This window comes from Mycobacterium sp. OAS707 (genome assembly GCF_014873705.1).
Taxonomy (GTDB): Bacteria; Actinomycetota; Actinomycetes; order Mycobacteriales; family Mycobacteriaceae; genus Mycobacterium.
Genome location: NZ_JADBDS010000001.1, coordinates 1,773,688 through 1,799,129 on the forward strand (window position 1 = coordinate 1,773,688; position 25,442 = coordinate 1,799,129).

The window sequence follows — 25,442 nt, forward strand, 5'->3', positions numbered from 1 at the left end:
TCACGCGCCGATACCCAATTTCGCCAACGTGACCTCCGCAGCGACGAGGTCTTGCGCGCCGATCCCGACGAATTTCGCGATGGTGACGTCGTTTTCCGACGTGCGGCCCGCAGTCTTGCCGGAGATCACCTCGCCCAGCTCGCCTGACAACTCTTCCAATGCGTACCGGCCACTGCACATCGCTCGGTGAACATCGCCGTTGGCTGCGGCGCTTTCTCGCGTGTCGACGAAGACGCGAGCACGTCGAAGCGCCGTTGAATCGAGTTCGCATTTGGTGGCATCGTCGGCGCCGACTGCGGTGATGTGCATACCCGGATGCAACCACGCGCCCTGCACCAGCGGTTCGCGCGCCTGCGTCGCGGTGATCAAGACGTCCGCGCTGCGAACGGTTTCTTCGATATCGGACTCACAACGGATGTCGACACCCGGCAGTCTTCCACTCAGCCGCGCCTTGAGCTGCTGCGCTTTCTGCGGATTGCGGGCCCAGATCAACAAATTCGAGAAGGGGCGTTCGCCGTAGAGCGCCAAGGGCTGCCAATAAGCCTGTACGCCGGCGCCGAGCACAGCGACGGTCTGCACGTCGGACGGCGCGAGCAGGCGTGCAGCGAGCGCGCCTGCCGCGGCGGTCCGGACGTCTGAGAGGTAATGCTCATCGTTCAACAGTGCGATCGTTCGCCCCGTCTTGCTGTCGAAGACACCGACGAAACCGCCTTGCGGTGCCCCGCTTTCGACGTTCGCGTTGAACCATGGCGATACCTTGACGATGTATACGCCGTGGCCGCGCAGGGTGCCGGTCTTGACATAGACATCACCCAGTTCGCGGGTCTCGGCGGGAAACATGACGACCAGACCGTTGTCGGCAAGACCCGCGCTCGACTCCTCAAACGCCCGTGACACTGGTTCGATCAGATCCTCGAAACCGACACAGGCCCGGATGTCGCTTGCAGAGATTGCCGTTGTCACGGAAGTACCTCGATCATGCCGTGGCCTACGAATGAGACATCACCGCCTACTTTTACTGTTTCGATATGCTCTGCGCTGCCTTCCGGCAACACGCGCAATTGACTTGGGCGGCCGGTGAATCGGCCCTGATTCAGGGTGAAGCTGTCACCGCCGCGGACCAGTCCGTGGCGTAGTCGGTACGCGCCTATCGTGCCCGCGGCGCTACCGGTGGCAACATCCTCGATGATTCCGTCGTTGTTCCAGTGCCGCACTTCGACAGCGGATTCGTCGAACACCACCGCGAACTGGGCGTTGACTTCCGTCAGTAATTCCGTGATGTCGCTTCTGATTCGAGCCCGCGGCAATACGCCCGGCCGGACCGGCACGATCAGGTAGCGAAGTCCGGTGCTGACCACTTCGACGGGTAGGTCTGCGGCGAGATCCGCCGGCGCGAGGTTCAGGGCACGGGCGATGTCACCCGCGTCATCGAGCGAACCCAGAAAGTCCGGCGGGCCCTGGTCGAGCCAACCCGAATAGCCGCCTGCCGTAGCTTCGGTCACGACTTCGACAGTCCTACTTGGCAGTTCGAAACGCCAGGTTTGCCTCCCTGCTGCCTGGGAGCGCTCATGGATGACGGCCGCCGCCCCGATGATCGGGTGTCCTGCAAAGGGCAATTCGTCGAACAGATCGAAGATGCGGGCCCGGACGGTGCATGCCTGTTCTGACGGTTGGAGAAAGATCGCTTCGAAATGGCGCAACTCCTGGGTGATGCGCAGCATCTGGTCCGCAGTCAACTCCGGAGCGTCGTAGAACACCGGTAAGCTGTTGCCGCCGAAGGGAATCTCACTGAAGACGTCGACATGGCGGTAGGCGAGATTCACCGCATTCTCGTCACAGCTCGGACTTCAGAATGTCGGCGAACCGTGTGATGGCCGACTCGTCACGGCGATAAAAGGTCCAGCCTTTCTTGCGCGTCGCCGTCAAGAGTCCAGCCTCGGTCAACAAGGTGAGGTGACGCGATGCGGTTGCAGCCGCGATCCCCAGCTTGTCCCGGATGAAGTCGGCGCAGACACCATCCCTGATGAGATCACCGTCGGTCTGCGGCGGGAAGTTCGCAATCGGATCTTTGAGCAAGGACAGGACTTCCAGTCGCACGGGACTCGAAACGGCCTTGATCGTCTTGAGTAGCGCACCGGGTGCATCCACCGATTCGCTATTTCGCATAAATGCAAACTAGCCTCCGCGGTTCCCTGTGTCAACGCCCGTCTCGGGTCACTTGCCACACCGAGCGCTCCAATACTAGGATGTCCTAGTATTCAGCCATTCGGGCGAGGGACAGACTCATGACCACACAGATTTCGCATTTCATCGACGGCAAGCGCACCGCCGGACAGTCGACGCGCACCGCAGACGTGATGAATCCCAGCACTGGCGAGGTGCAGGCCAAGGTGCCGATGGCATCACGGGCCGATGTCGACGCCGCGGTCGCAGGTGCTGCCGAGGCGCAGAAGGAGTGGGCGGCGTGGAACCCCCAGCGCAGGGCCCGCGTGATGATGAAGTTCATCGACCTGGTCAACCAGCACCTAGAAGAGTTGGCGGAACTCCTCAGTTTGGAGCATGGCAAGACGGTCGCCGACTCCAAGGGCGACATCCAGCGCGGCATCGAGGTCATCGAGTTCGCGATCGGCATCCCACACCTCAGCAAGGGTGAGTACACCGAAGGGGCAGGCCCCGGCATCGATGTGTACTCACTGCGCCAGCCACTCGGCGTCGTCGCGGGTATCACGCCGTTCAACTTCCCCGCGATGATCCCGCTGTGGAAGGCGGGCCCCGCGCTCGCATGCGGCAACGCGTTCATCCTCAAGCCCAGTGAACGCGACCCGTCGGTGCCCGTCCGGCTGGCCGAACTGTTCCTGCAGGCCGGCTTGCCGCCCGGCGTCTTCCAGGTGGTGCACGGCGACAAGGAAGCCGTCGACGCGATCCTCGAGCACCCGGTCATCCAGGCCGTCGGCTTCGTCGGCAGCTCCGACATCGCGCAGTACATCTACTCCGGCGCGGCGGCACACGGCAAGCGTGCGCAGTGCTTCGGCGGCGCGAAGAACCACATGATCGTGATGCCCGACGCGGACATGGACAACGCGGTCGACGCGTTGATCGGCGCGGGTTACGGCAGTGCCGGCGAGCGCTGCATGGCCATCAGCGTGGCCGTGCCCGTCGGCGAGCAGACCGCAGACCGGCTGCGCGCCAGGCTGATTGAACGCGTCAACAACCTGCGCGTCGGTCACAGCCTCGACCCGAAGGCCGACTACGGCCCGCTGGTCACCGAAGCGGCACTGGCCAGGGTGAAGGACTACATCGGCCAGGGCGTGGCCGCGGGAGCAGAGGCGGTGGTCGACGGCCGCGAACGCACCAGCGACGACCTGCAGTTCGGCGACGCCAATCTCGAGGGTGGCTACTTCATCGGCCCCACCTTGTTCGACCACGTCACCCCCGACATGTCGATTTACACCGACGAGATCTTCGGCCCGGTGCTGTGCATCGTGCGCGCCAAGGATTACGAGGAGGCGCTCGCGCTGCCGTCCGAACACGAATACGGCAACGGCGTGGCGATCTTCACCCGTGACGGCGACACCGCGCGCGACTTCGTGTCCCGCGTTCAGGTCGGCATGGTGGGCGTCAATGTGCCGATCCCGGTGCCGGTGGCCTACCACACCTTCGGCGGCTGGAAGCGGTCCGGTTTCGGCGATCTCAATCAGCATGGCCCGTCGTCGATCATGTTCTACACCAAGACCAAGACGGTGACGCAGCGTTGGCCGGCGGGTAGCCATGGCGCCGAGTTCGTCATCCCGACCATGAAGTAAATGGACTACTTCGGGTTGGACGACGACGAACGCGTGATCGCCGAGACGGCGGCCGCGTTCGCCGAAAAGCGCCTTGCGCCATTCGCATTGGAGTGGGATGCCGAGCACCACTTCCCCACCGACGTATTGCGCGAGGCGGCCGAGCTCGGGATGGCGGCCATCTACTGCCGCGACGACGCGGGCGGCAGCGAGCTGCGTCGGCTCGATGCGGTGCGCATCTTCGAGGAGCTCGCGAAAGCGTGCCCGGCCATCGCGGCGTTCCTGTCGATACACAACATGTGCGCATGGATGATCGACAGCTTCGGTACCGATCAGCAACGCAAGTCGCTGGTGCCGCGGCTGGCGTCAATGGAGGCCATCGCCTCCTACTGCCTGACCGAACCGGGCGCGGGTTCGGACGCCAGTGCGTTGCGTACGAAGGCCGTCCGCGAGGGTGGTGATTACGTCATCGACGGTGTCAAGCAGTTCATCTCCGGTGCAGGCACCTCCGATGTCTATGTCGTGATGGCCCGCACGGGTGCGGATGGCCCCCGCGGCATCTCCGCGTTCGTCGTCGAAAAGGACACGCCGGGGCTGAGTTTCGGCGCCGAGGAGCAGAAGATGGGTTGGAACGCGCAGCCCACCGCGCAGGTCGTCTTCGAGGGCGTCCGCGTGCCCGCCGACGCGATGCTGGGGGGCGCCGACGGCGAAGGCACCGGGTTCGGTGTCGCGATGAACGGGCTGAACGGCGGCCGGATCAACATCGCCGCCTGCTCGCTGGGCGGGGCGCAGGCCGCCTTCGACAAGGCGTCGAGTTATCTCGCCGACCGCCAGGCGTTCGGCGGCTCGCTGCTCGATGAACCCACCGTGCGGTTCACGCTCGCCGACATGGCCACCGCGTTGCAGACGTCGCGAACCTTGTTGTGGCGCGCGGCAACTGCGCTCGACGAGAATCATCCCGACAAGGTCGAGCTGTGCGCGATGGCCAAGCGCTACGTCACCGACGCCTGCTATGACGTCGCCGATCAAGCACTGCAATTGCACGGCGGCTACGGCTATCTGCGCGAGTACGGGCTGGAGAAGATCGTCCGCGATCTGCGGGTGCACCGCATCCTCGAGGGAACCAATGAAATCATGCGTGTGGTCATCGGTCGGGCAGCGGCTGCCCGGGCCCGCGCGTCCGCGTAAGGAGAGCAGATGACCACGATCGCGTTCTTGGGCTTGGGCCACATGGGCGGCCCAATGGCTGCGAACCTCGTCGCGGCCGGGCACACTGTGCGTGCCTTCGATCCCGTCGCTGCCCTCAAGGAAGCCGCCGCCGAAAAGGGCGCAGAGGCCTTCGACAGCGGAGCCGAGGCGGTGGCCGAAGCCGATGTGGTGATCACGTCGCTGCCCAACGGCGCTGTGGTGAAGGCGGTATACGCCGAGGCGCTGCCCGCCGCCCGAGAGGGCGCGTTGTTCATCGACACCTCCACGATCTCGGTCGACGACGCGCGCGAGATCCATACGCAGGCGGCCGAACGCGGCATCGCCCAACTCGACGCGCCGGTCTCAGGCGGAGTCAAAGGTGCGACCGCGGGGACTCTCGCGTTCATGGTCGGCGGTGAAGACGACGCCGTCGAACGTGCGCGGCCCGTGCTGGAGCCGTTGGCGGGCAAGATCATTCACTGCGGCGCTTCAGGTACCGGCCAGGCCGCCAAACTGTGCAACAACATGGTGCTGGCGGTCCAGCAGATCGTCGCGGGCGAAGCCTTCGTCCTCGCCGAGAAGTTGGGACTCTCCGCGCAGGCGCTGTTCGACGTGATCACCGGCGCGACCGGCAACTGTTGGGCCATCCACACGAATTGCCCAGTGCCAGGACCGGTTCCGACATCACCCGCCAACAACGATTTTCAGCCGGGGTTCGCGACCGCGTTGATGAACAAGGACATCGGCCTCGCGATGGACGCGGTCAACTCGACCGGCTCGTCGGCTCCACTGGGCAGCCACGCAGCCGAGATCTACGCGAAGTTCGCGGCCGACAACGCCGACAAGGACTTCAGCGCGGTCATCGAGATGATCCGCAACGGCTAGAACGGTGCGGGCAATTCGTTGCGCGCGCGTTCGGCCTTGATCCAGGCGGCGTATTCGGCAGCACGGGTACGCCGTCGCCTTGGCATCATCAGGCCGCGGTCGCCGGTGCTCGGCACCACGATCGACGGGGGCGGAAGGTCGGCGGTCGTGGTGTCCCATGTCTCGAAGAACAGCCGACTGCCAGGTTTGGTCACGTATTTCCTGCCGGTCGGTGAGATCCAAATGACTGTGCCATCCGACAACTGAATATCCTGCCATCCGCCAAACGTCTTCATCAGATGGTTGGTTCGAACGCGCGAAAGACACTCTGCCTTCCGGGTGACTCACGGAATCGGATCATCCACGCCCCGGAGGGGGCTTATGCAAGACTTTCCCGCATGCCTTCGGACGGTTCGGCCGTTGTTCTACTGCACGGCCTCAATGCGTCTGCAAACGCATGGCGAGACGTCATCCCATTTCTTCGTAGCTATCACGAGGTTTACACACCGACCGCGATAGGGCACCGCGGCGGACCACCAGCACCGCGACGACCGGCCACGATTCACGACGTTGTCGACTGGGCCGAACGCTACTTAGACGAACAAGATCTACATCAACCCCATCTCGTCGGCCACTCGATGGGTGGTTTTGTCGCCATTGAATTAGCACGGCGCGGCCGAGCGAAAACGGTTTGCGCGTTATCGCCGGGCGGCTTCTGGTCGTCTGGTGACGGACTGCGAGCGCGGATGATGGCAAGGGTCACGAGCGGCGCAGGGATGGCGCGTCTTGCTCGACCTATTACGCCATTTGTAATGAGGTCTGCGACGATGCGACGGCTCTGGTTCCGAGGGTCAGCCGCCGAGCACGGGGACCGGATCACTGCGCAGCGAGGTGTTGAGATCGCCGACGACTACCTGGCGTGCACACTCCGCAGCGAGGTCTTCTCGACCGACGAAGAGCAGGTTGCGCCACTCGATCCTCTACCGTGCCCGATCACCCTGGCATGGTCGGAGAAAGACGCCATGTTGCCGGTCGCCTCCTACGGCCCTAATGCCCGTGAGCGCCTCCCGCAGGCGACGTTCATTATCCTCGAGAACGTTGGGCACGACCCGATGATGGACGACCCCGCTCTCGTGGCACGCACCATCCTTGCGTGCACAGGCGCAGCCACGAATTGAAGTCGGCCCGTAGGTCAGGTCGGCTCAGACGAACATCTTCTTACGACGGTTGGTTCGACACAGACACTTGATGTTTGACGCGTGGGTGGGCCCGCCCGGATACGGGATGGTGTGGTCGAGGTCGCAACGATCGGCCGGCACGTCGCAGCCGAGCCGCGCGACAGTACAGATCTCGCATCCGCACGAACTCAGCCAGCTCTGCCGACGGTCGATAGTGTGGTTCCGGCTCATCGGCGGGCGTGGTAATCGGGCGGACCTTGGCGCCGCCGCGAATCAGCTGCGATAAAAACGGTGTCGGCACGATGCCCTCTCCGACGATCAGCGCTGCGGGCGGCGTGACAGCGGCCTGCTCGGCAGAGCCAGTTGCGGCGTCGACCGCCGATTGTTCGGCCAGCACCTGGATCACCACGTTGGACGAGATCGGTGCATCCCCCGCCGGGCATGTCTGCGAACCGCGTTGGCACGCCAGACGGAAGCTGCCCGCGGCGATGGCGCCGACCGCGTCCGAGCGGCGCTCGCCGATGGGGCGAGGATCGTCGTCACAGACTCCCTGCACCATCTGTGCGATGCGACGCTTGAGCACCGCCGCGTCGGTGGCCAGCAGAGCTCGGCGATGGCAGCCAACCGGCGGGCCCCGGCAGCAGCTTCTGCTCGCGTGCCCTCCTCGATGGCGGCGACGACCGTCGCGTCATCCGCCGCCGAGAACTCCGTATCGAACACACTTGCGACTCTGCCACCGCGCACCGACGTTTCGAAAAAGTTATCCACAGCCGCAAACTGATCCACAGATTCTGGCCCTCAACGCATTTGGACTTGACAGCAGGCTCTACGGAATAAATGGCGACCTGCATTGCTTGTCGCGTTAGTGACCTTTCCCGTGCGCGTTGCCGTTCAGATTCAGCCCGCCGACACTCCTAACTACGCCACGTGGCGGCAGGCCGTCCTGCAAGCCGAGGAGATCGGGGTCGACGTCATCTTCGGCTATGACCACTTCCATGCGCCGTTCATCGAGTCGATCGCCGATGCGAAACCGGTGCTGGCTTCAGTGCAACCCGATGTGAACAACTTCGAGGGCTGGACCGCGCTGGCGTCCTGGGGCGAGATCACCACCCGCGCCGAAATCGGCCTGCTGGTAGCGGGAATCGGGTACCGCAACCCCGATCTGCTCGCGGACATGGCGCGCACCGTCGACCACATCAGCGGTGGCCGGGCCATCCTGGGCGTCGGCGCCGGTTGGTACGAGAAGGATTACACCACTTACGGTTTCGATTTCGGAACGGTCAAATCGCGGGCGGACCTCTTCGATGAGGGCTTGCTGCGCATCGAGCGCCGGTTCGAGCTGCTGCAGCCGCCACCGCTGCGCAAAATACCGATCCTGATCGGCGGATCCGGTCCCAAGCGCACCTTGCCCGCCGTCGCACGCCACGCCGACATCTGGCATACGTTCCTGCCCATCGACTCCTACCGCGAGGCCAGCGCCCGTGTCGCCGAACTCGCGGCCGGGTTCGGGCGCGCCGACAGCGATATCGAGCGCTCGACGTTGTGGACCGATCCGCAGTCGGCGGACGACTACCTGGCCGCCGGAGCCACGTTGTTCCACACCGAGGTCCGCGCGTCGGAAGGCAAGTACGACCTCAGCACAGTGGAGAAGCTGGTCGACTGGCGCGACACGAAGCGCTGATCAGCGCTGCTCGCGCACCCCGAGCACATCGCGGAACAGCGCCTGCCGAAGCGCCAGTTCCCGCGGATCGCTGAACGGGTACAGGCCCATCCGGTTCATCACATAGGCAAACCCCACCCCGGTGTCCGGGTCGGCGAACGCGAAAGACCCTCCGGCACCAGGGGTTCCGAACGCTGTGCTCGACGAGCCGAACACCCACGCGGATGTCGGCTTGTTGAAACCAAGCGAGTACGACGTGTCCGCCTGACCCACGAAATCCCGAACGCCCTTGGTTGGGGCCACGGCGGGCGCCTTCAACGCGTCGAGGACAGCCGGTTTGAGACCCAGTTCCGCACCGCCGGCCGCCGCGACGCCGTACAGCTTGGCAAGCGATCGCGCGGTTCCGGTGCCGTTGCCCGCCGGTATCTCGAGCGCGCGGATCTCGTCGCTGTTGATGTCGACGTCCTTCTTGCCGTCGGCCAGTGCAATGGCTTTAGCCGACAGACCGAACGGATTGACCAAGGCGAGCAATTGGCGCAGCGGCATCGAGAACGCTTGCCGCGCCGCGGTGGCCTTCGACGGGGTGCGCAAATCAGCGACGCGGGCGCGCCCGATGTCGGATGGCAGGCCGATGTAAAAGTCCAACTCAAGTGGTTGTGCAATTTCGTCGGCGAAGAAACGAGCGACCGTCCGGCCCTGCGCATCGATTTGCCGAATCAGTTCCGACGCATACCAACCCAGCGTCAGCGCGTGGTAACCATGCCGGGTCCCTGGTGACCACAGCGGAGGCTGGGCCGCGAGCTTGGCCGACATCGCTGCGGGATCGGTGAGGTCGGAATACGTCAACGGCGGATCGATGACCACCAGCCCGGCCTGATGCGAAAGCAGTTGCCGCACAGTGATGGCGCCCTTGCCTGCCTGCGCGAACTCCGGCCAGTAGTCGGCGACCTTGGCGTCGTATTCGATCAGCCCACGCGACACCGCGAGCGCAACTGCCAGCGCCGTAACGCCTTTCGTGGCCGAGAACACCGTGATGATCGTGTCGCGCTCCCACGGCTCCAGCGTGGCCTCGTTGCGGTAACCGCCCCAGAGGTCGACGACCTTGCGGCCGTCGTGGTAAACCGCAGCTGCGGCACCGGCCTCCCGACCGCTTTCCAGGTTGCGACGAAACGCGTCGGCGACTTTTCCGTAACCCTCTTCGACGTCGCCGCCGACGAGGTCTGGCGAGATCTTCAATTTCGCAGGCATGTCAGCGCGATAGTAATCGCGCTTCCTGCGAGACCGCTTGACGAGGCGTTAGGCGGCAGACCTCTTGTGCGCGGCCCACCAGCTGCCGTGCAGACGTTGGCAATCCGCGATGGTCAGCGATTCGCCGGTGCAGTAGTCGGAGCGAACCGCCACAGCAGCAGGGATGTCGGGTGTTCCGTCGCCGGTGACGACAACCGTCGCGAGACCCGCGGTGGTCGCCGAGCGCAGCCCCGATGCGGACCCAGTGATCGCCAGCGCGTTCTCAGCGGATATGCCGAGTTCCCACAGCGCGTTCTGAATGGCTTCGCGATCGGGCATCGGCTTCTTCACGTCGTCATTGGTGACAACCGTTTCAACCAGACCGTCGCCGACGAGCTGGCGGATCAGCGGCTCGGCCCAGCTTCGCGGACCGTTCGCGACTACACCCACCCAAACGCCTGCGGCGAACGCATCCATGACGAGGTCAACGAGACCCGGACGCGGCGTCAAATCCGCGTCGTGAACCAACTCGTCGAACATCACGGTCTTGGTCGAGTAAATCTCGTCAGCAAGCAACTGGGTCAGCACATCGGACTCCGTGGAGATCCCCCGCTTGCGCAACTCGGCCGAGACACGCTGCCGCTCGTCGGGGAGCGCCAGCAGCTGCCGATAACGGCCGACCGTCCACTCGATATCGAGGCCGTGCGCCGCGAAGGCTGCGTTGTACGCCACGCGGTGGCCGTCGCATTCGATGTCCGTCAGGGCGTCGAGATCAAAGATCACGGCGCGCAGCGGATAGACAACGCTTTGAGTTGTCGCGGTGGCATCCCACCAGAAGCGACCGGCGCGCCACGATTTCTCCTGCGTTGTAGGCATGCAGATAGGGTGTCCCACATCACAGGCGTCGGTCCTCCCCCAATTGGGGGATCGGGCAGGCCAAGTTGTTCTACCTCAGAAAAATCCCAGCTCTAAGGTGGTGCCATGACGTCCAACGGGGCTCCGGTACGCCTTGTGCTCGTCGACGACCACGAAATGGTCATCGAGGGCCTCAAAGCGATGCTTGCCGCCTTCTCGGACCGCGTCGAGGTCGTCGGTCAGGCCGTCGGCGCTGAGCGCGCGCTCAGCGTAATCCGTGAGCTCGACCCGGACATCGTGCTGTGCGACGTCCGAATGCAGGGGGCCAGCGGCCTGGACCTGTGCCTGGAGCTGCGCGAGAGTGACCCGAAGCGCAAGGTCGTGATGCTGTCGGTCTACGACGACGAGCAGTACCTGTTTCAGGCCTTGCGCGTGGGGGCGTCGGGATATCTGCTCAAGAGCATCAGCAGCGACGAACTCGTCCGTCAGCTCGAGTTCGTGCACAAGGGTGAGACCGCCATCGACCCGGGCATGGCCGCCCGCGCCGTCGACACCGCGGCCCGACTGCAGCGCGATGAGTTCTGGCCGGGTGCGCGCCAAGGCCTGACGCAGCGGGAGAGCGAGATCCTCTCGTTCGTCGTCAACGGGCTGTCCAACCGCGCGATCGCCACCAAGCTGGTGATCGGCGACGAAACCGTGAAGTCGCACCTGCGGTCGATCTATCGCAAGCTCGGCGTCAGCGACCGCACCGGCGCCGTCGCCACCGCGTTGCGGGAGGGGATCTACCAATGAAGCCAACAGCTTCGAACGTCGGCGCCAATGTTCGAGATCTCGTCGACGCCGACCGTGAACTCGCACTGCTGCGTGAGCTGATCCAGGCCGCGTCGAAGGGCCCCGGCGTCGAACCTCTGGCCGCGGCCGCGGCCCGGATGATCACCGCCGCGACGGCAAGCGATGTGTGCTTTGTGCACGTGCTCGACGACACCGAGCGGTCGCTGACGCTGGCGGGCGCGACGCCGCCGTTCGACGCCGCAGTCGGCGAGGTCAGACTGCCGCTGGGCCAAGGCATCTCCGGCTGGGTGGCCAGCCACCGCGAACCTGTGGTGATCAGTCACGACAAAGAGGCCGATCCGCGCTACATGCCGTTTGAATCGTTGCGCGGCAAGGACTTCACGTCGATGGTGTCGGTGCCGATGGAAACCGATCCCGGCGGGTTGGTCGGCGTTTTGAATGTGCACACCGTCGAGCGCCGCGAGTTCACCGAACGCGACGTGGAACTGCTGCTCGTCATCGGCCGGCTGATCGCGGGTGCGTTGCATCAGGCTCGGCTGCATCGACAGCTGGTCGCTCGCGAACGCGCACACGAGAACTTCGTCGAACAGGTCATCGAGGCACAGGAGATCGAACGACGAAGGCTCGCAGGCGATATCCACGACGGCATCTCCCAGCGGCTCGTCACGCTGTCCTACCGGCTCGACGCGGCGACGCGGGCCGTCGGCGATCCGGTGATGATGAGCGAGCAGCTGAGCAAGGCGCGCGAGCTCGTCGACCTGACGCTGCAGGAGGCCCGCGCCGCGATCAGCGGGCTGCGGCCGCCGGTGCTCGACGACCTCGGGCTGTCGGGCGGGTTGGCCAGCCTGGCCCGGTCGATCCCGCAGATCATCATGGAGATCGACCTCGACGACACCCGACTGCCCGACCACATCGAACTCGCGCTCTATCGCATCGCCCAGGAGTGTCTGCAGAACGTCGTCAAGCACGCCAAGGCCAGCCGGGCGCGCCTGACGTTCTTCGTCACCAGTGAGGCTGCGCGCCTCGAAATCGTCGACGACGGAGTGGGTTTCGACACGTTCGAGCATCCACTCGGCGGCGACGAGATGGGTGGCTACGGCCTGCTGTCGATGGCCGAGCGCGCCGAGATCGTCGGCGGCAGGCTCAACATCCGCTCGCGCCCAGGCGCGGGAACCGCAGTGACCGCAACGATCCCGCTACCGTCTGCGGTCGCCGACTGCTGACTGGATCTCGTCGGCCACCCGATTCGGCTCGTCGAGCGGGAAAAACAGCCGCCCGCCGGGGATTTCGACAAGACGTGCATTCGGGAAGGCGTCACGCAACCGTTGTGCGAGGTCCATTGGGAAGAACGGATCCGCATCACCCCACAACAGCACGACGGGCTTGGTGAACCGCTGCAGCCGTCTCGAGACCTCGACCAGTTCGGCCGGATCGATACCCCGCATGACTTTGGCGGTGTCGCGCCGCACCCCTGGATCGGTCAACGCAGGCGTGATCCAACGACGAGTCAACGCGGGATCCAGCGGCGTGGAGACGTTTTGGTTCTGGATGCGCTGCCGGATCCACGTCGGCCGCATGACCGACATCAGTGCGTAGACCCCTGCGGGCCTGCGTCCGATTTTCAGTACCGGCGTGAACGACGGTGGTGGGAAATGCTCGAAGGCATCGCCGTTGGTGAGCACCAACCGACCGATACGGCTCTCATCGGTGTCGATGGCGAACTGACACAACGCACTTCCGGTGTCACTGCCGACCAGGGTGACATCGGTCAGATCCAGCGCATCGAGGAACGCGGTGATCAGTCGCGCGATCCCGCGCGGCGTCAGATCCGCATCTGGCTGCATGGCGATCGAATGCGCGCCCAGAGGCAGATCGACGGCGTACGAGCGTATGCCGCGCGCTGCGAGTTCATCTGCCACAGGAGTCCACAATTCGCTGTTGACCAATAGTCCGTGCACGAACACGACCGGTGGCTTGGCGCTGTTCGCGGGTCCTGCGAGTCGATACTGAACGCGACCATGGGGCAAATCGATGATGGGCATCGGTACTCCGAACTACGATTGGTGACCACTTACATACCGCATGCATGAGGATACATACGGTATGTATGAGCAGACAAGGACGTTATGGCAGACACCCGCCGGACCCAGGCTGAGCGCGCCGCGGATACCCGTGAGGCCCTGATCGCGGCGGCCCGGCCGTTGTTCGCCCAGCACGGTTTCGCCGACGTGGCACTGGAGACGATCGTGCGCGCAGCGGGTGTGACACGCGGCGCGCTGTACCACCACTTCGCGGACAAGACGGAGTTGTTCGCCGCGGTCTTCGAGCGCGTCGAGGGTGAGGTGGCCGCCCGGCTGACCGAGGCGATGGTGTCGGCCAACGAGGCGGACCCGGTCGAGGTGATGCGACTTGGCGCGAACTTCTGGCTCGACGCCTGCTCTGATCCCGAAATTCAGCGCATCACGTTGGTCGATGCGCCTGCCGTCCTCGGGCTGGCCCGATGGACCGAGATCGGGGAACGCTACAACACAGGTCTGGTCCGCGACCTACTCACCAATGCCATTGAGACCGGGCGCATCCCGGCTCAGCCGGTCGAGGCGACCGCGTTGACGATGTTAGGGGCGATGCGCGAAATGACGCTCTACGTCGCGCGCGCCGATGATTACGACAGGGCACGAGAAGAAGCCGGAGCGGTCATGGACCGGCTGATCCGGGCGATCACCTCGGTCTGACTAGAAGTCGCCGGAGGTGCGGCGCAGGGTCTCGATGGAATCCGCGAGCGCGCGCGACTGGCTTTCGGACATCCCGATGTCGGCGAACACTTCATTGTTCAGCGTGACGGTGGCGTCCTCGACCGTTGAGCGGCCGAGTTCGGTGATCTGCACCAATGTGGTGCGGCCATCGGTGGGATGCGGCAACCGCTCGACCAGTCCGTCGGCTTCCAGTCGCCGGATCGCGTGGGTGACGCTGGTGACGTGCACCTGCAACCGGTCGGAGGCCTTGGTGATCGGCAGCGCACCGGTGCGGCTGAACGCCAGCAGCCGGAGCAACTCGTACCGGGAAAAGCTCAGGTCATACGGGCGCAACGCTGTCTCCACCCTGGCAAGCAGGATTTGGTGAGCCCGCATCACCGACGTCACCGCGACCATGCCGTCGGCCACATCGCCCCAACCGGCCCGCTGCCAATTCTCGCGCGCGAGCGCGATCGGATCACGCTCGTCGGGTTGCGAAGCCACGCCTCTTCATACCGCATCCACCGGCCGTCGCCTGGCAGATTCTCAGCGCAACGCGACCGACGCCACCGCGGCCAGCACGGCGCGAGTGGACTGCCGGTTGCCGACGGTGATGCGCACACCGCCGTCGGCGTAATGGCGAACCTGCAGTTCGGTGCTGTCGAACAGCGCCCGCCACGGCTCACGCCACGGAGGTAGATAGACGAAGTTGGCATGTGCGTCGGTGCTGTAGACGCCCATCGACCGCAGTCGCATACGCAGGTAGCGCCGCTCGGCGGCGATCATCCGAATACGTTGCCGCAGCTGGCTTTCCGCGTCATAGGAGGCGGCGACCGCGACCAGGCTGGTGATGCCCATTCCGAACGGCGGCTGCATGGTCCACAGGCGTCGGGCCAGGCCGGGGGCACAGAACCCGTATCCGATCCGCAGGCCGGCCAGCCCATATGCCTTCGAGAAGGTGCGTAGCACAACGACATTCGGATAGCGGTCGACGAGCGCGGGCGCGTCGATCCGATACTCCGGCGACAGGAACTCCACGTAGGCCTCGTCCAGCAATACCACCGTGTCCGAGGGAACCCGCTGCAGGAAGTGCTCGATGTCGGCCGCTGGTTCGACGGTGCCCGTCGGGTTGTGCGGCCGACACACCACGACGACGCGCGCGTCTGCGGCCGCCTCTGCCATCGCGTCCAGGTCGTGACGACCGTGCACATCCAGCGCTACAGTAACCGATTCCAGTCGCGCCATCTGCGCGAAGATCGGGTAGCCGTCGAACGTCGGGTAGCTCATCACCATCTTCTCGCCAGGACTGGTGACGGCATGCAGCACCTGCAGGATCACCCCCGTCGCACCGGCGCCGATCACCACCTGTTCGTCGCGCACGCCGACCCGGCCAGCGATCAACGCACGCAGCCGCTCCGGCAGGAACTCCGGGTACCGGTTCGCCGCGTCAATCGACTCGATCAACGCCGCCCGCACAGCAGGCAGTGGCGGGAACGGATTTTCGTTGAGCGACAACGCCATCGGGTTCAGCGCGCTGGGCAGCGCACCAACCGCATCGCTCAATTCGCGCTTGAGTGTGGCCATCAGCGGCCGCCCCACTTGACCGCGGCGGCGCCTGCGAAATCTCCTGCGTGCGCGAACGCTGCCATCATCACCACATCACCCTTCTTCACCGTGCCTTCGGAGATGGCGCGGGCAAGGTTGACCGGGATTCCAGCGGCGAACAAGTTGCCACAGTCGTCGAACGTGTCGACGTGGCGCTCCTTCGGCAGTTCCAGCGCCTCACGCCAGTTACGCAGGAACACCCGGTTCGGCTGGTTCGTCACGAGCAGGTCAAGGTCCTTGGGCTGCATACCGATTCGGTCACACACCGCATATGCAACCTCCGGCACCTGACGGTTGCCTCGGGCAAGCACCTTGGTGATCTTGCTTTCGGTGAACCCGATGTAGGGCTCACCGGATCCAGGCTGCCACCACTTGCGCGGCGGATCCATCACGATAGTCATCTCGCCGGCGTACTCACCGTAGGTACGGCATTCCACATCGAGAATCGGCGACTCGTCCGACAGCGTCACCAACCCGACCGCCGCGCCGTCGCCCGGCACCGACGCCTGCGCCTTCCGACGCACTCCGGGTTGGTCGAACACCTGCCCGGCGGCGTTCTGCGCGATCGCGATCAACGCCGTCTCCCCTGCGCCCGACGACAGCAACTGCCGCGCCATCTGCAGCCCGAGGACGAACGCCGCACATCCACCGTTGTGCAGATCGAGTACCCAATTCGGTTTCATACCAAGGCGATGCGCCATGCCGCCGCCGCCGCCATAGAACGGCATATCGGGCACTTGGGTGTGGGTGATCAGGATGTCGACGTTGGCGATGGTGTCGGCACCGTGGCGCTCGATCAGCCCTGCCGCCGCGCGCTGCACCATGTCGATGGCGGTCTCGTCCTCGGCGACGTGGTGGCGAAACTTCGGCGCCCGGAACATCACGTTGTCACGCAGGTCGTCGGAGTCGGCGAACTGCGCGTAATACTCGGCGCTGATCGGCTCCCCCGGCAGATACGTCGAAAGGTCGACAAGACTGACTGGCCTCTGCTCGTTCACGCGGGGCTCATCTCATCCAGGCCGGCGTGACCGGCAGGCCGTTGTGGTGTCGGTATTCGGCGATTGCCTTGAGGTTCTTCAACTCCAGCAGATGGCCTGCGCCGAACATGTCCCAGAAATCCCCCACCCACACCGGCCGCTCCTGCGGTGCGGCTTCCGGATAGGGGTTGCGGTCGTAGAACGGGTGGTGGCAGTTGGTCCACAGCACCACCGAACCCGGCTTGTCGAACACGATCTCGGCATCGACGATCCGCATCAGGTAGACCATCCAGAGATGCTTGCCCTGATCCCATGCGCAGTGGTAGTCGACGGTCATGGCGTCCCGGTTGGCATGAGTCCGGGTGAATATCTTTGTCTCCGAACCCAATCGGTCGTAGGCCAGCCACAGGCCTGGTTCTTCGGTCGGCGTGAACCCTCGCAGGCTGTACGTCCACTCCTCGAGGCAGCGGGTGTCGGACATGTAGTCGAACAGTTCGTCGGGCGGACATTCGATATAGCTGTTGACGGTGCAGAACTCGCCGAACACCTGATCGTGCGGGTACACCGACCGCATCATTTCCATGATGACGGGCGTGGCCGTTTCCCGGGGTGAGGTCTCTATGCGGACCAGATCGTCGATCGGATCCGAGGTACCCCGGTGGGCGGTGATGTCATCAAGCGCGGGCAACGACATGGGGGCGGTTCTCCTTTGGGGTGGGCGGTGGTGAGGCGGTAGTGCTGAGAAATGCTGCGAACGGCGGTATTTCGTCGGCCGAGCACTCGACGCTGACGACTGACGGGCCATCGGTCTCCAATGCGGCGCGCAGCGCGCCTGGCAACTGATCGAGGTCCTCGACGTCCACGGAGTTCACGCCGGGGAACATCGCGGCCAGCCCTGCGCCGAATCGGCTCGGCCCAAATCGGTTGTAGCTGTAGAGGTCGTCGTAGAACAGCTGTTCGCGCGTCACGCACATCGCATGGGCATGGTTGTCGAAGAGCAGGAACGTCACCGGCAAGCGATACTGCAGCGCCGTGTGGATCTCCATGCCGTGCATCAGGAAGGAGCCGTCGCCTGCGATGACGACGGTGCGACGACGGCGCCCGAACGCCACGCCGACGCCGGCTCCAAAGCTATATCCCATGCCGCCCATACCGAGCGCGACGATGAATCGGCCGTCACGCCGCACGGGCAGATAGTGAATCGCCGACGCGCCGATGTTTCCCGCGTCGACGATGACGTCCGCACCGTCGGGCAGCATCTCGTCAAGCGCCCTCATCGCGTCGCGATAGCGAATACCGGGACCGTCCACGTGCGGAGGTTGCAGTTCGGTGTGCGGCACCGCGTCAGGTACCCGCACACCGAGCGTCCCGACCGACAGGGCGGCCGTCAGCAGCGACAACGAGGAGCGCAGGTCGTCGGTGTGCACGTGTTGACCCGCTACATACGGCGCAGCCGAACCGATCGAAACGACCGGAACCGACGACAGCACGTCGTCCAGACCGGCACGCGACGTCACGCCCATCCGCGTGCCCACCAGGAGGCACAATGCGCTGTCGGCGATCGCGGTTGCGACCCCCGGATGGCCCATCACACCGGTGACACCCAGTGCCGATGACGACCCCATGCCCGGTGTCCCCGCGACGTCCTTCGCGTCAGGCACCGTCGCGATCCTCGCGCGCAGCACGGCACGCAGCCGCTCGAGTTCCACGCGCGCGTCGTCACGAGCCACCTGCTCGCCCGCGATGATCGTGATCGGCCCGCCTGCGCCCCGCAGCGCTTCTGCGATGGCCTCGGGATCGCCCGGCTGCGTCGCCGCGGTTTCGGTGACGACTCCGTTGGCACCGACCTCGGATTGCTGAATATCCTTGGGCAGCAACAACACAGCCGGGCCGCCAGTCGCAGCGGCCGCGATCGCTTCGGGGAGCGCGGTGAAGATGTCGTCGGCCCGCATCACCCGCTGGCAGTACACCGACACCTCGGCGAACAACGCCTCGGCATTCAAAGCGCCGTTGCGGCCGCTGGTGTCCTGGAAGGAGCCTCTGCCGTCAAGGGTGGTCGGCGGTTGTCCGATCAACGCCAGTACCGGAACCCGGCTCGCATACGCCTCGCCGAGCCCGGGAACCGTGTTCAGGCAGCCGCCGCCCGAGGTCGCGACCACCACGCCAAGCCCGGCGCCGCTGCGGCTGTAGCCGTCGGCCATGGTCGCGGCGGAGAACTCGTGCTTGGCGAGGACGGCGGTGATGTCATCGCGGAAATGCGCGGCGTCGTAGAGATCCTCGATGTTGGCCCCGTCGACACCGAAGAGATAGTCGATCCCGTTCGTCGCCAGGTACGCGACGATGTGGTCGACAACCCGGTGCCTTCTGGCCATTTCTCACTCGCTTCTCCCCGCCCCTACCAGTGACACGACTGGCAACCGAGTTGGGTTCACCAAGTGGCCCGGATCACAAGTGTCGTTCGAGCAAGACCTTCCCGTCGGCAGACGAAACCAGTTGCACCGCAGCGATTTCGTCCTTCTGCATCGGGGTGGTGGCGCTCGGCAGCGCAGTGGCGCCGGACAACCCGAGCCAGGTAGCTACCTCGGTGTGGCTGCCGTCGCGGCCCACGACGACCATGCCCAGGTTCTGCGGAGGGATGGTGCCTGCCTGGCCCCATTCGCCATACGAGCACGCCATGTCGATGCGGGTGCCCCAACCGAATCCGGTCAGCGTGATCGACGCGTTGATCGGGGTATCCGACACCTTCGCCATGTCCATCGCCTGGGTGGTTTCCTGCGGGGTGTAGTCCTCCAGGCCCACGATCTCCGGACGAATGGCGATCACCACACCGACCGCCAGCAGCGCGGCGGCGACCCCGACCGCGGCCGACGTCAGCCACCGCGACCGTCTGCGGCGCCACCGCACCTTGTCGAGGATCGAGTCGAGCACCTCGGGCCGCAGCGGCGGAGTTTCGGGCGTCTCCTCATCGAGCGCACGAACGTCTTCGAGGTCCATCATCGCCAGTAGTGCAGGCACGCCGCTGATCTCGGCAACCGCCGATCGGCACCGCTCACACGTCTCCAGGTGGGCCTCGTACTCCCGCCGTTCGCTGCTCGTCAGTGAACCCAGGACATAGGCCGCATCCCAGGTCACGTAGCGATCGCCGTCCATCAGATCACCGCCTAGGGGAAAACCGAATTGTGTCATCGTGTCACCCCCATTTCCTGAAGATTGAGTCGCAACGCCCGAACGGCGTAATGAAGCCGGGATTTCACCGTGCCTTCCGCGATCGAGAGATCCTTGGCGATCTGTGCGGTGGTCCAACCCTGGTAGTAGGACCGTCGAATCACTGCGCGATGTTCCTCGGAGAGCTGGCTCAGGGCCGTGCCTAGCAGCAACCTGTCCAATGCCGAGTCCACCTCGTCGGGGGCGGCACGGTCAGCGACCTGCTCGAGGTCGGGTGTGCCGGCTTCGTTGCGGTACCGCGCGCTGCGGCGCTCATCGATGATGAGGTTACGCGCCACGGTGAACAGCCAGGCCCTTGCCGACCGCTCGACCTCGTCGGTCACCTCGGGATGGCGCCAAGCACGAAGCAGCGTCTCCTGCACCACGTCCTCCGCACGCGCTTGATCCCCAGTAAGCCGCAGCGCATAGCGCCACAACGCCGCGGCATGCTCGTCATAAAGCACCCGCATCATGGCGGCTTCTGGATCGTCCACTACCAACCTCCGTCTTAGATACGACGTTGGTGGTGCTCGAGTTCATTACACGCGCTATGTGACCACTGCGCGGCCGAACGAATTAGACGGTGAGGATGCGCGGGCCGTCGTCTGTGACGGCCACGGTGTGCTCCCAGTGTGCGGCGCGCGAACCGTCGGCCGTGACGACGGTCCACTCGTCCTCCAACACGACGGTCTTTGTGGTGCCGAGCGTGAGCATCGGTTCGATGGCCAGCACGGACCCCGGCGCAAGGTACGGTCCGCGCCCCGGCGAGCCCTCGTTGGGCAGGAACGGGTCCATGTGCATCTGCCGGCCGATGCCGTGGCCGCCATAGCCCGCGACGATGCCGAACTTTCGGTCGTAGCGGGCCTCCGCGGCGTGCGTACCCGCCTCGATGGCATGGGAGACGTCGGTGAGCCGGTTGCCGGGCACCATGGCAGCGATGCCTGCTTCCATCGACTCACGAGTGGCCGCTGACAGCGCTTCGTCGACGGGGATCAACGCACCGATGCCGAAGGTGACGGCAGAGTCGCCGTGCCAACCGTCGAGGATCGCGCCGCAGTCGATGGACACCAGATCACCGGCGGCCAGTATCTCGCTTGCCGACGGAATGCCATGGACCACACGGTCATTCACCGATGCGCAGATGCTTGCCGGAAAGCCGTGATAGCCGAGAAACGACGGGACACCGCCGCCGTCGCGGATGATGGATTCGGCGATCTCGTCGAGAGCCAGCGTCGACACGCCCGGCGCCGCGGCCTGGCGGACGGCCAGCAGCGCGGAGGCGACCAGCGACCCGGCCGCCGCCATTGCATCGAGTTCGCCTGCACTGCGCTGCGCGACGACCTTGCGGTTGCGCAGCCCCGGAAGGCCGATCATCTACTACCGACCGAGCGCCCGCAGGGCCCGCGCGAACACCTCGTCGAGCGCGCCGACGGCGTCGACCCGCTGCAGGTTGTTGTGGCTGTAGTACTCCAGCAGCGGCTCGGTCTCGTCGCGGTAGACCTGCATCCGGTTGTGGATGACCTCTTCGGTGTCGTCGGCGCGACCACGGCCCTTGAGGCGCGCGAACAGCTCCTCTTCAGAGACGGAGAACTCCAGCACCGCGTCGAGCTTGGTGTTGTGGTTCTTCAGCATCTCGTCGAGCGCCTTGGCCTGCTCCACCGAACGGGGGTAGCCGTCGAGAATGAAGCCGTCAGCGGCGTCGGCCTGCTCGATGCGGTCCTCGACCAGCTTGTTCGTCAACTCCGACGGCACCAGATCACCGGCGTCGAGGTAGCGCTTCGCTTCGACACCCAGCGGGGTGCCCTCGCTGATGTTCTTGCGGAACAGGTCCCCGGTCGAGATCTGCGGGATGCCGAGCTTCTCGGAGAGCTTCTGCGCCTGCGTGCCTTTGCCCGCGCCGGGCGGTCCCAGTAGAACGACTCTCACTTCAGGAACCCTTCGTAGTTGCGTTGCATCAGCTGGCTCTCGATCTGTTTCACGGTATCCAGTGCGACGCCGATCATGATCAGAACTGCGGTTCCGCCGAACGGAATGTTCTGCACACCGCCGCCGCCGCTGATGTCGAGGAACATGTTGGGCAGCACGGCGATCACGCCCAGGTAGATCGAGCCCGGCAGGGTAATGCGACTCAGCACGTAGCGCAGGTAGTCGGCGGTGGGTTTGCCGGGGCGGATGCCGGGAATGAAGCCGCCGAACTTCTTCATCTCGTCCGCACGTTCGTCCGGGTTGAACGTGATCGACACGTAGAAGTAGGTGAAGAAGATGATCAGCCCGAAGTAGATCGCGATGTACGCCGGATCGGATGGGTTGGTCAGGTGTTGGGCGATGAAGCGGGACCACCAGCTGTTGCCGGAATTGGCATTTCCGCCCTGGATCAGCTGGGTGATCAGATGCGGGATGTAGATCAGCGAGGACGCGAAGATCACCGGGATGACGCCGGCCTGGTTGACCTTGAGCGGCAGATACGTCGACGTGCCGCCGTACATGCGTCGGCCGACCATGCGCTTGGCGTACTGCACCGGGATGCGTCGTTGGCCCTGCTCGACGAACACCACGCCGACGATGATCGCCAGCGTCGCCAGGCAGACAACGCCGAATGCCAGGCCGCCGCGGCTGTCGAAGATCGTCTTGTACTCGACCGGGATACGCGCCGCGATGCCGGCGAAGATCAGCAGCGACATGCCGTTGCCGATACCGCGCTCGGTGACCAGCTCGCCCATCCACATCAGCAACGACGCGGCTGCCGTCATCACGAGCACCATGACGACCATCGTGAAGATGTTCAGGCCCTCGCTCTGGCCCTGGATGATGTCCAGGGTGCAGCTCGGGAAGAGCCCACCGTTGGCGGCCAGCGCCACCACACTGGTGGCCTGAAGGATCGCAAGCGCAACCGCGAGATAACGCGTGTACTGCGTCATCTTGGTCTGGCCCGCCTGGCCCTCCTTGCGCAGCTGCTCGAAGCGCGGAATGACCACGGTCAGCAGCTGCACGATGATGCTCGCGGTGATGTACGGCATGATGCCGACCGCGAACACGGTTAGGTGCAACAGTGCACCGCCGGAGAACAGGTTGATCAGCGAGTAGATCTGCGCCGAGTCACCGCCGCTGACCTGCTCGACGCACTTCTGTACGTTCGGGTAGTTGACGCCCGGCGAGGGGATCGAGGCACCGATCCGGTACAGAATCACGATGCCAATCGTGAATAGGATCTTTCGCCTCAGGTCGACTGTCCTGAGCGAAGAGATGAAAGCCGAGAGCACTCTTCCTCCTGCGCAGCCGACCCGTAGTTCCCGGCGTGCGAATGGGGCTGGTTTCACCAGCGTCTTGGTTTAAGTCCTGCGCGCACCCCTGTCAGGCTCGTAGCCTGCGAAGTCACGCGTCAAACAGTCTACGAGACTAACAGTTGAGGTTGTTCCGCCCCGCATCCATCGTGGGCAACCGCGGCACGGACTGCATTCAGAATCCGAGCGTACAGTCGGCGACGGGTCATTACATCACCTAAGTAACGGCCTTCTACTACGTCGATAAGGGGTTTTGCGGCATGGCACGCACGGACAACGACTCGTGGGATCTGGCATCCAGCGTTGGGGCGACGGCCACCATGGTGGCGGCGGCCCGCGCGATGGCCACCACAGCCGAGCATCCGTTGATCGACGATCCTTACGCCGAACCGCTCGTCCGTGCAGTGGGCGTGGACTTCTTCACCCGCCTCGTCACCGGTGAGTTGCGCCCCGAGGACCTCGACATCGACAGCCAGTCGGTCGGCATGCAACGGATGGCCGACAACATGGCGGTGCGGACCAAGTTCTTCGACGACTTCTTTCTTGGCGCGGGGGCGGCCGGCGTCCGTCAAGCCGTGATTCTCGCTTCGGGGCTGGATTCCCGCGCATACCGGCTCGCGTGGCCGGCAGGGACCACGGTCTATGAGATCGACCAGCCCGAGGTGATCGAGTTCAAGACCCGCGTGCTCGCCGACCTTGGTGCCGAACCGACCGCGAAGCGGCGCACCGTCGCGATGGACCTGCGTTACGACTGGCCCTCCGCGCTCATCGAGGAGGGTTTCGACCCGAACCAGCCGACGGCATGGAGTGCAGAAGGACTGCTCGGATACCTACCGCCTGATGCACAGGACCGACTGCTGGACACCATCACCGAACTCAGCGCGCCCGGCAGCTGGGTGGCGGTGGAAAGCGTGCCGAACATCAATCCCGACGATCACGAGAGGGCGATCCAGCGCATGCAGGCCGCTTCGGCGCGGTGGCGCGACCACGGCTTCGACCTCGATTTCGCCGAACTCGTCTACCTCGGTGATCGCAACGAGGCAGCCGCCTATCTCGGTGAGCACGGCTGGCAGTTGAGCCGAAACAGCGTCACGGAGCTGTTCGCCGCCTACGGGATGCCGCCTCTCGAAGTCGACGACGAGGGAAACTTCGGCGATCTGCAGTACGTCAGGGGCGTGCTGAAAGGAGCGCACTGATGACCCGATCCGATGCCGACAGTTGGGATCTGGCGTCGAGCGTGGGGGCGACGGCCACCATGGTCGCCGCGGCGCGGGCGCTGGCCAGCCTCGAGCAAGAGCCGCTGATCAATGACCCGTTCGCCGCGGATCTGGTGCGGGCGGTCGGCGTCGACTTCTTCACCCGGCTGGTGAACGGCGAGATCCCGCTACCGGAGGGGGACGGTCCTCGGCTGATGGGCAGCGTGATCGCGGTGCGCACCCGCTTCTTCGATGATTTCTTCACCGAAGCAGGCGCGGCGGGCATCGCGCAGGCGGTGATTCTGGCCAGTGGATTGGACTCGCGGCCGTACCGGTTGGCGTGGGCGCCTGGCACGGTCGTCTACGAGATCGACCAGCCGCAGGTGATCGAATTCAAGACCACGACGATGACCGCGATCGGCGCGACACCGACCGCGCAGCGCCGCACCGTCGCCATCGACCTGCGCGAGGACTGGCCGGCCGCGTTGCGCGCCTGTGGTTTTGATGAAGCTCAGCCCACCGCGTGGAGCGCAGAAGGCTTGCTGCCGTATCTGCCGCCGGATGCCCAGGACCGGCTGTTCGACAACATCACCGCGCTCAGCGCGCCTGGCAGTCGACTCGCCACCGAATATCACCCCGATGCGGGTGCTGCGGTCGCGGAGCGGACGAAACGCTTGGGCGGACAGTGGCGCGAACATGGGTTTGACGTCGACTTGTCGCAGCTGTTCATTCCCGGCGAGCGCAGCCACGTGGGCGAATACCTGACCGGACACGGCTGGCAGGTGTCGACGCGAACGCGGCGCGAGGTGTTCGCCGGCTACGGCAGGGAATTTCCCGTTACCGACGACGTTGCGCCGCTCAGTACCTCACTGGCGGTCATCGCGACACGAAAGTAGGAGAC

Annotated in this window: 27 protein-coding genes and 1 pseudogene; 10 read left to right on the forward strand and 18 right to left on the reverse strand. The window is 64.9% G+C overall.

Going from position 1 to position 25,442, the window contains the following annotated elements; all coding sequences use genetic code 11:
- Genes GGC64_RS08815 through GGC64_RS08825 form a run of 3 tightly spaced genes read right to left on the reverse strand, consistent with a single transcriptional unit; the run spans window position 1 to window position 2,166 of the window.
- Window positions 1-963: an ornithine cyclodeaminase family protein gene (locus tag GGC64_RS08815; RefSeq protein ID WP_192722001.1), complete on the reverse strand. Its 963-nt coding sequence runs from the start codon at window positions 961-963 to the stop codon at window positions 1-3.
- Window positions 960-1,823 (reverse strand): PhzF family phenazine biosynthesis protein, encoded by an 864-nt coding sequence (locus tag GGC64_RS08820; protein ID WP_192722002.1) that lies wholly within the window; start codon window positions 1,821-1,823, stop codon window positions 960-962. Before GGC64_RS08820 ends, GGC64_RS08815 begins: the two co-directional genes overlap by 4 nt.
- Window positions 1,824-1,833: 10 nt before the next feature.
- Window positions 1,834-2,166, reverse strand: coding sequence for a helix-turn-helix transcriptional regulator (locus tag GGC64_RS08825; RefSeq protein WP_192722003.1), 333 nt, complete (start codon window positions 2,164-2,166; stop codon window positions 1,834-1,836).
- A 119-nt stretch (window positions 2,167-2,285) separates the two neighbouring features.
- On the opposite strand from GGC64_RS08825, the gene GGC64_RS08830 reads away from it, so the two are divergent.
- Genes GGC64_RS08830 through mmsB form a run of 3 tightly spaced genes read left to right on the forward strand, consistent with a single transcriptional unit; the run spans window position 2,286 to window position 5,855 of the window.
- Window positions 2,286-3,803 (forward strand): CoA-acylating methylmalonate-semialdehyde dehydrogenase, encoded by a 1,518-nt coding sequence (locus GGC64_RS08830; protein ID WP_192722004.1) that lies wholly within the window; start codon window positions 2,286-2,288, stop codon window positions 3,801-3,803.
- Entirely contained in the window at window positions 3,804-4,970 is a 1,167-nt protein-coding gene (locus GGC64_RS08835) for an acyl-CoA dehydrogenase family protein (RefSeq protein ID WP_192722005.1), read from the forward strand.
- A gap of 9 nt (window positions 4,971-4,979) precedes the next feature.
- On the forward strand, window positions 4,980-5,855 hold the full coding sequence (mmsB, locus tag GGC64_RS08840; protein ID WP_192722006.1) for a 3-hydroxyisobutyrate dehydrogenase: 876 nt from the start codon (window positions 4,980-4,982) through the stop codon (window positions 5,853-5,855).
- Here the strand turns inward: mmsB and GGC64_RS08845 are convergent.
- Complete coding sequence (locus GGC64_RS08845) at window positions 5,852-6,130, reverse strand: hypothetical protein (protein ID WP_192722007.1); 279 nt, start codon at window positions 6,128-6,130, stop codon at window positions 5,852-5,854. The genes mmsB and GGC64_RS08845 overlap by 4 nt on opposite strands.
- Window positions 6,131-6,232: 102 nt before the next feature.
- On the opposite strand from GGC64_RS08845, the gene GGC64_RS08850 reads away from it, so the two are divergent.
- Window positions 6,233-7,012: an alpha/beta fold hydrolase gene (locus GGC64_RS08850; RefSeq protein WP_192722008.1), complete on the forward strand. Its 780-nt coding sequence runs from the start codon at window positions 6,233-6,235 to the stop codon at window positions 7,010-7,012.
- A 40-nt stretch (window positions 7,013-7,052) separates the two neighbouring features.
- Here GGC64_RS08850 and GGC64_RS08855 read toward each other — a convergent pair.
- A pseudogene (locus GGC64_RS08855) lies at window positions 7,053-7,637 on the reverse strand (DUF222 domain-containing protein); the annotation flags it as partial.
- A gap of 240 nt (window positions 7,638-7,877) precedes the next feature.
- Here GGC64_RS08855 and GGC64_RS08860 point away from each other — a divergent pair.
- On the forward strand, window positions 7,878-8,693 hold the full coding sequence (locus tag GGC64_RS08860; RefSeq protein WP_192722010.1) for an LLM class F420-dependent oxidoreductase: 816 nt from the start codon (window positions 7,878-7,880) through the stop codon (window positions 8,691-8,693).
- On the opposite strand, the gene GGC64_RS08865 is transcribed toward GGC64_RS08860, so the two are convergent.
- Both GGC64_RS08865 and GGC64_RS08870 read right to left on the reverse strand, forming a co-directional pair.
- On the reverse strand, window positions 8,694-9,920 hold the full coding sequence (locus GGC64_RS08865; RefSeq protein ID WP_192722011.1) for a serine hydrolase domain-containing protein: 1,227 nt from the start codon (window positions 9,918-9,920) through the stop codon (window positions 8,694-8,696).
- Window positions 9,921-9,968: 48 nt separating this feature from the next.
- Window positions 9,969-10,775, reverse strand: a complete 807-nt coding sequence (locus tag GGC64_RS08870) for an HAD family hydrolase (protein WP_192722012.1) — start codon at window positions 10,773-10,775, stop codon at window positions 9,969-9,971.
- 105 nt (window positions 10,776-10,880) lie between these two features.
- On the opposite strand from GGC64_RS08870, the gene GGC64_RS08875 reads away from it, so the two are divergent.
- Window positions 10,881-11,546: a response regulator transcription factor gene (locus GGC64_RS08875; protein ID WP_192722013.1), complete on the forward strand. Its 666-nt coding sequence runs from the start codon at window positions 10,881-10,883 to the stop codon at window positions 11,544-11,546.
- Window positions 11,543-12,769 carry a GAF domain-containing sensor histidine kinase gene (locus tag GGC64_RS08880; RefSeq protein WP_192722014.1) on the forward strand — a complete coding sequence of 409 codons (1,227 nt, stop codon included), beginning with the start codon at window positions 11,543-11,545 and terminating at the stop codon, window positions 12,767-12,769. Before GGC64_RS08875 ends, GGC64_RS08880 begins: the two co-directional genes overlap by 4 nt.
- On the opposite strand, the gene GGC64_RS08885 is transcribed toward GGC64_RS08880, so the two are convergent.
- A complete protein-coding gene (locus tag GGC64_RS08885; RefSeq protein WP_192722015.1) occupies window positions 12,743-13,588 on the reverse strand; it encodes an alpha/beta fold hydrolase in 846 nt (281 codons plus the stop codon). The genes GGC64_RS08880 and GGC64_RS08885 overlap by 27 nt on opposite strands.
- Before the next feature lie 84 nt (window positions 13,589-13,672).
- On the opposite strand from GGC64_RS08885, the gene GGC64_RS08890 reads away from it, so the two are divergent.
- Window positions 13,673-14,278, forward strand: a complete 606-nt coding sequence (locus GGC64_RS08890; RefSeq protein WP_192722016.1) for a TetR/AcrR family transcriptional regulator — start codon at window positions 13,673-13,675, stop codon at window positions 14,276-14,278.
- Here GGC64_RS08890 and GGC64_RS08895 read toward each other — a convergent pair whose 3' ends face one another.
- The 10 genes from GGC64_RS08895 to secY all read right to left on the reverse strand — a co-directional run bounded on the left by GGC64_RS08895 (window position 14,279) and on the right by secY (window position 23,324).
- Window positions 14,279-14,782: a MarR family transcriptional regulator gene (locus tag GGC64_RS08895; protein ID WP_192722017.1), complete on the reverse strand. Its 504-nt coding sequence runs from the start codon at window positions 14,780-14,782 to the stop codon at window positions 14,279-14,281.
- A 42-nt stretch (window positions 14,783-14,824) separates the two neighbouring features.
- Entirely contained in the window at window positions 14,825-15,862 is a 1,038-nt protein-coding gene (locus tag GGC64_RS08900; protein WP_192722018.1) for a histidinol-phosphate transaminase, read from the reverse strand.
- On the reverse strand, window positions 15,862-16,881 hold the full coding sequence (locus GGC64_RS08905; protein WP_192722019.1) for a 3-oxoacyl-[acyl-carrier-protein] synthase III C-terminal domain-containing protein: 1,020 nt from the start codon (window positions 16,879-16,881) through the stop codon (window positions 15,862-15,864). Before GGC64_RS08905 ends, GGC64_RS08900 begins: the two co-directional genes overlap by 1 nt.
- A 7-nt stretch (window positions 16,882-16,888) precedes the next feature.
- Window positions 16,889-17,554 carry an SRPBCC family protein gene (locus GGC64_RS08910; RefSeq protein WP_192722020.1) on the reverse strand — a complete coding sequence of 222 codons (666 nt, stop codon included), beginning with the start codon at window positions 17,552-17,554 and terminating at the stop codon, window positions 16,889-16,891.
- Window positions 17,535-19,232: a thiamine pyrophosphate-binding protein gene (locus tag GGC64_RS08915; RefSeq protein ID WP_192722021.1), complete on the reverse strand. Its 1,698-nt coding sequence runs from the start codon at window positions 19,230-19,232 to the stop codon at window positions 17,535-17,537. Before GGC64_RS08915 ends, GGC64_RS08910 begins: the two co-directional genes overlap by 20 nt.
- 73 nt (window positions 19,233-19,305) lie before the next feature.
- Window positions 19,306-20,046, reverse strand: coding sequence for an anti-sigma factor (locus GGC64_RS08920; RefSeq protein WP_192722022.1), 741 nt, complete (start codon window positions 20,044-20,046; stop codon window positions 19,306-19,308).
- On the reverse strand, window positions 20,043-20,537 hold the full coding sequence (locus GGC64_RS08925; protein ID WP_255528873.1) for a sigma-70 family RNA polymerase sigma factor: 495 nt from the start codon (window positions 20,535-20,537) through the stop codon (window positions 20,043-20,045). The genes GGC64_RS08920 and GGC64_RS08925 overlap by 4 nt, the downstream gene beginning before the upstream one ends.
- A gap of 103 nt (window positions 20,538-20,640) precedes the next feature.
- Window positions 20,641-21,438: a type I methionyl aminopeptidase gene (gene map, locus GGC64_RS08930; RefSeq protein ID WP_192722024.1), complete on the reverse strand. Its 798-nt coding sequence runs from the start codon at window positions 21,436-21,438 to the stop codon at window positions 20,641-20,643.
- Between the two features lie 3 nt (window positions 21,439-21,441).
- Entirely contained in the window at window positions 21,442-21,990 is a 549-nt protein-coding gene (locus tag GGC64_RS08935; RefSeq protein ID WP_192722025.1) for an adenylate kinase, read from the reverse strand.
- The gene (gene secY / locus GGC64_RS08940; RefSeq protein ID WP_192722026.1) at window positions 21,987-23,324 is read right to left on the reverse strand and encodes a preprotein translocase subunit SecY; all 1,338 of its coding nucleotides are present in this window, start codon (window positions 23,322-23,324) and stop codon (window positions 21,987-21,989) included. Before secY ends, GGC64_RS08935 begins: the two co-directional genes overlap by 4 nt.
- A 281-nt stretch (window positions 23,325-23,605) precedes the next feature.
- On the opposite strand from secY, the gene GGC64_RS08945 reads away from it, so the two are divergent.
- Window positions 23,606-24,541 (forward strand): class I SAM-dependent methyltransferase, encoded by a 936-nt coding sequence (locus GGC64_RS08945; RefSeq protein WP_192722027.1) that lies wholly within the window; start codon window positions 23,606-23,608, stop codon window positions 24,539-24,541.
- Window positions 24,541-25,437: a class I SAM-dependent methyltransferase gene (locus GGC64_RS08950; protein WP_192722028.1), complete on the forward strand. Its 897-nt coding sequence runs from the start codon at window positions 24,541-24,543 to the stop codon at window positions 25,435-25,437. The genes GGC64_RS08945 and GGC64_RS08950 overlap by 1 nt, the downstream gene beginning before the upstream one ends.
- The last annotated feature ends 5 nt before the right edge of the window (window positions 25,438-25,442 follow it).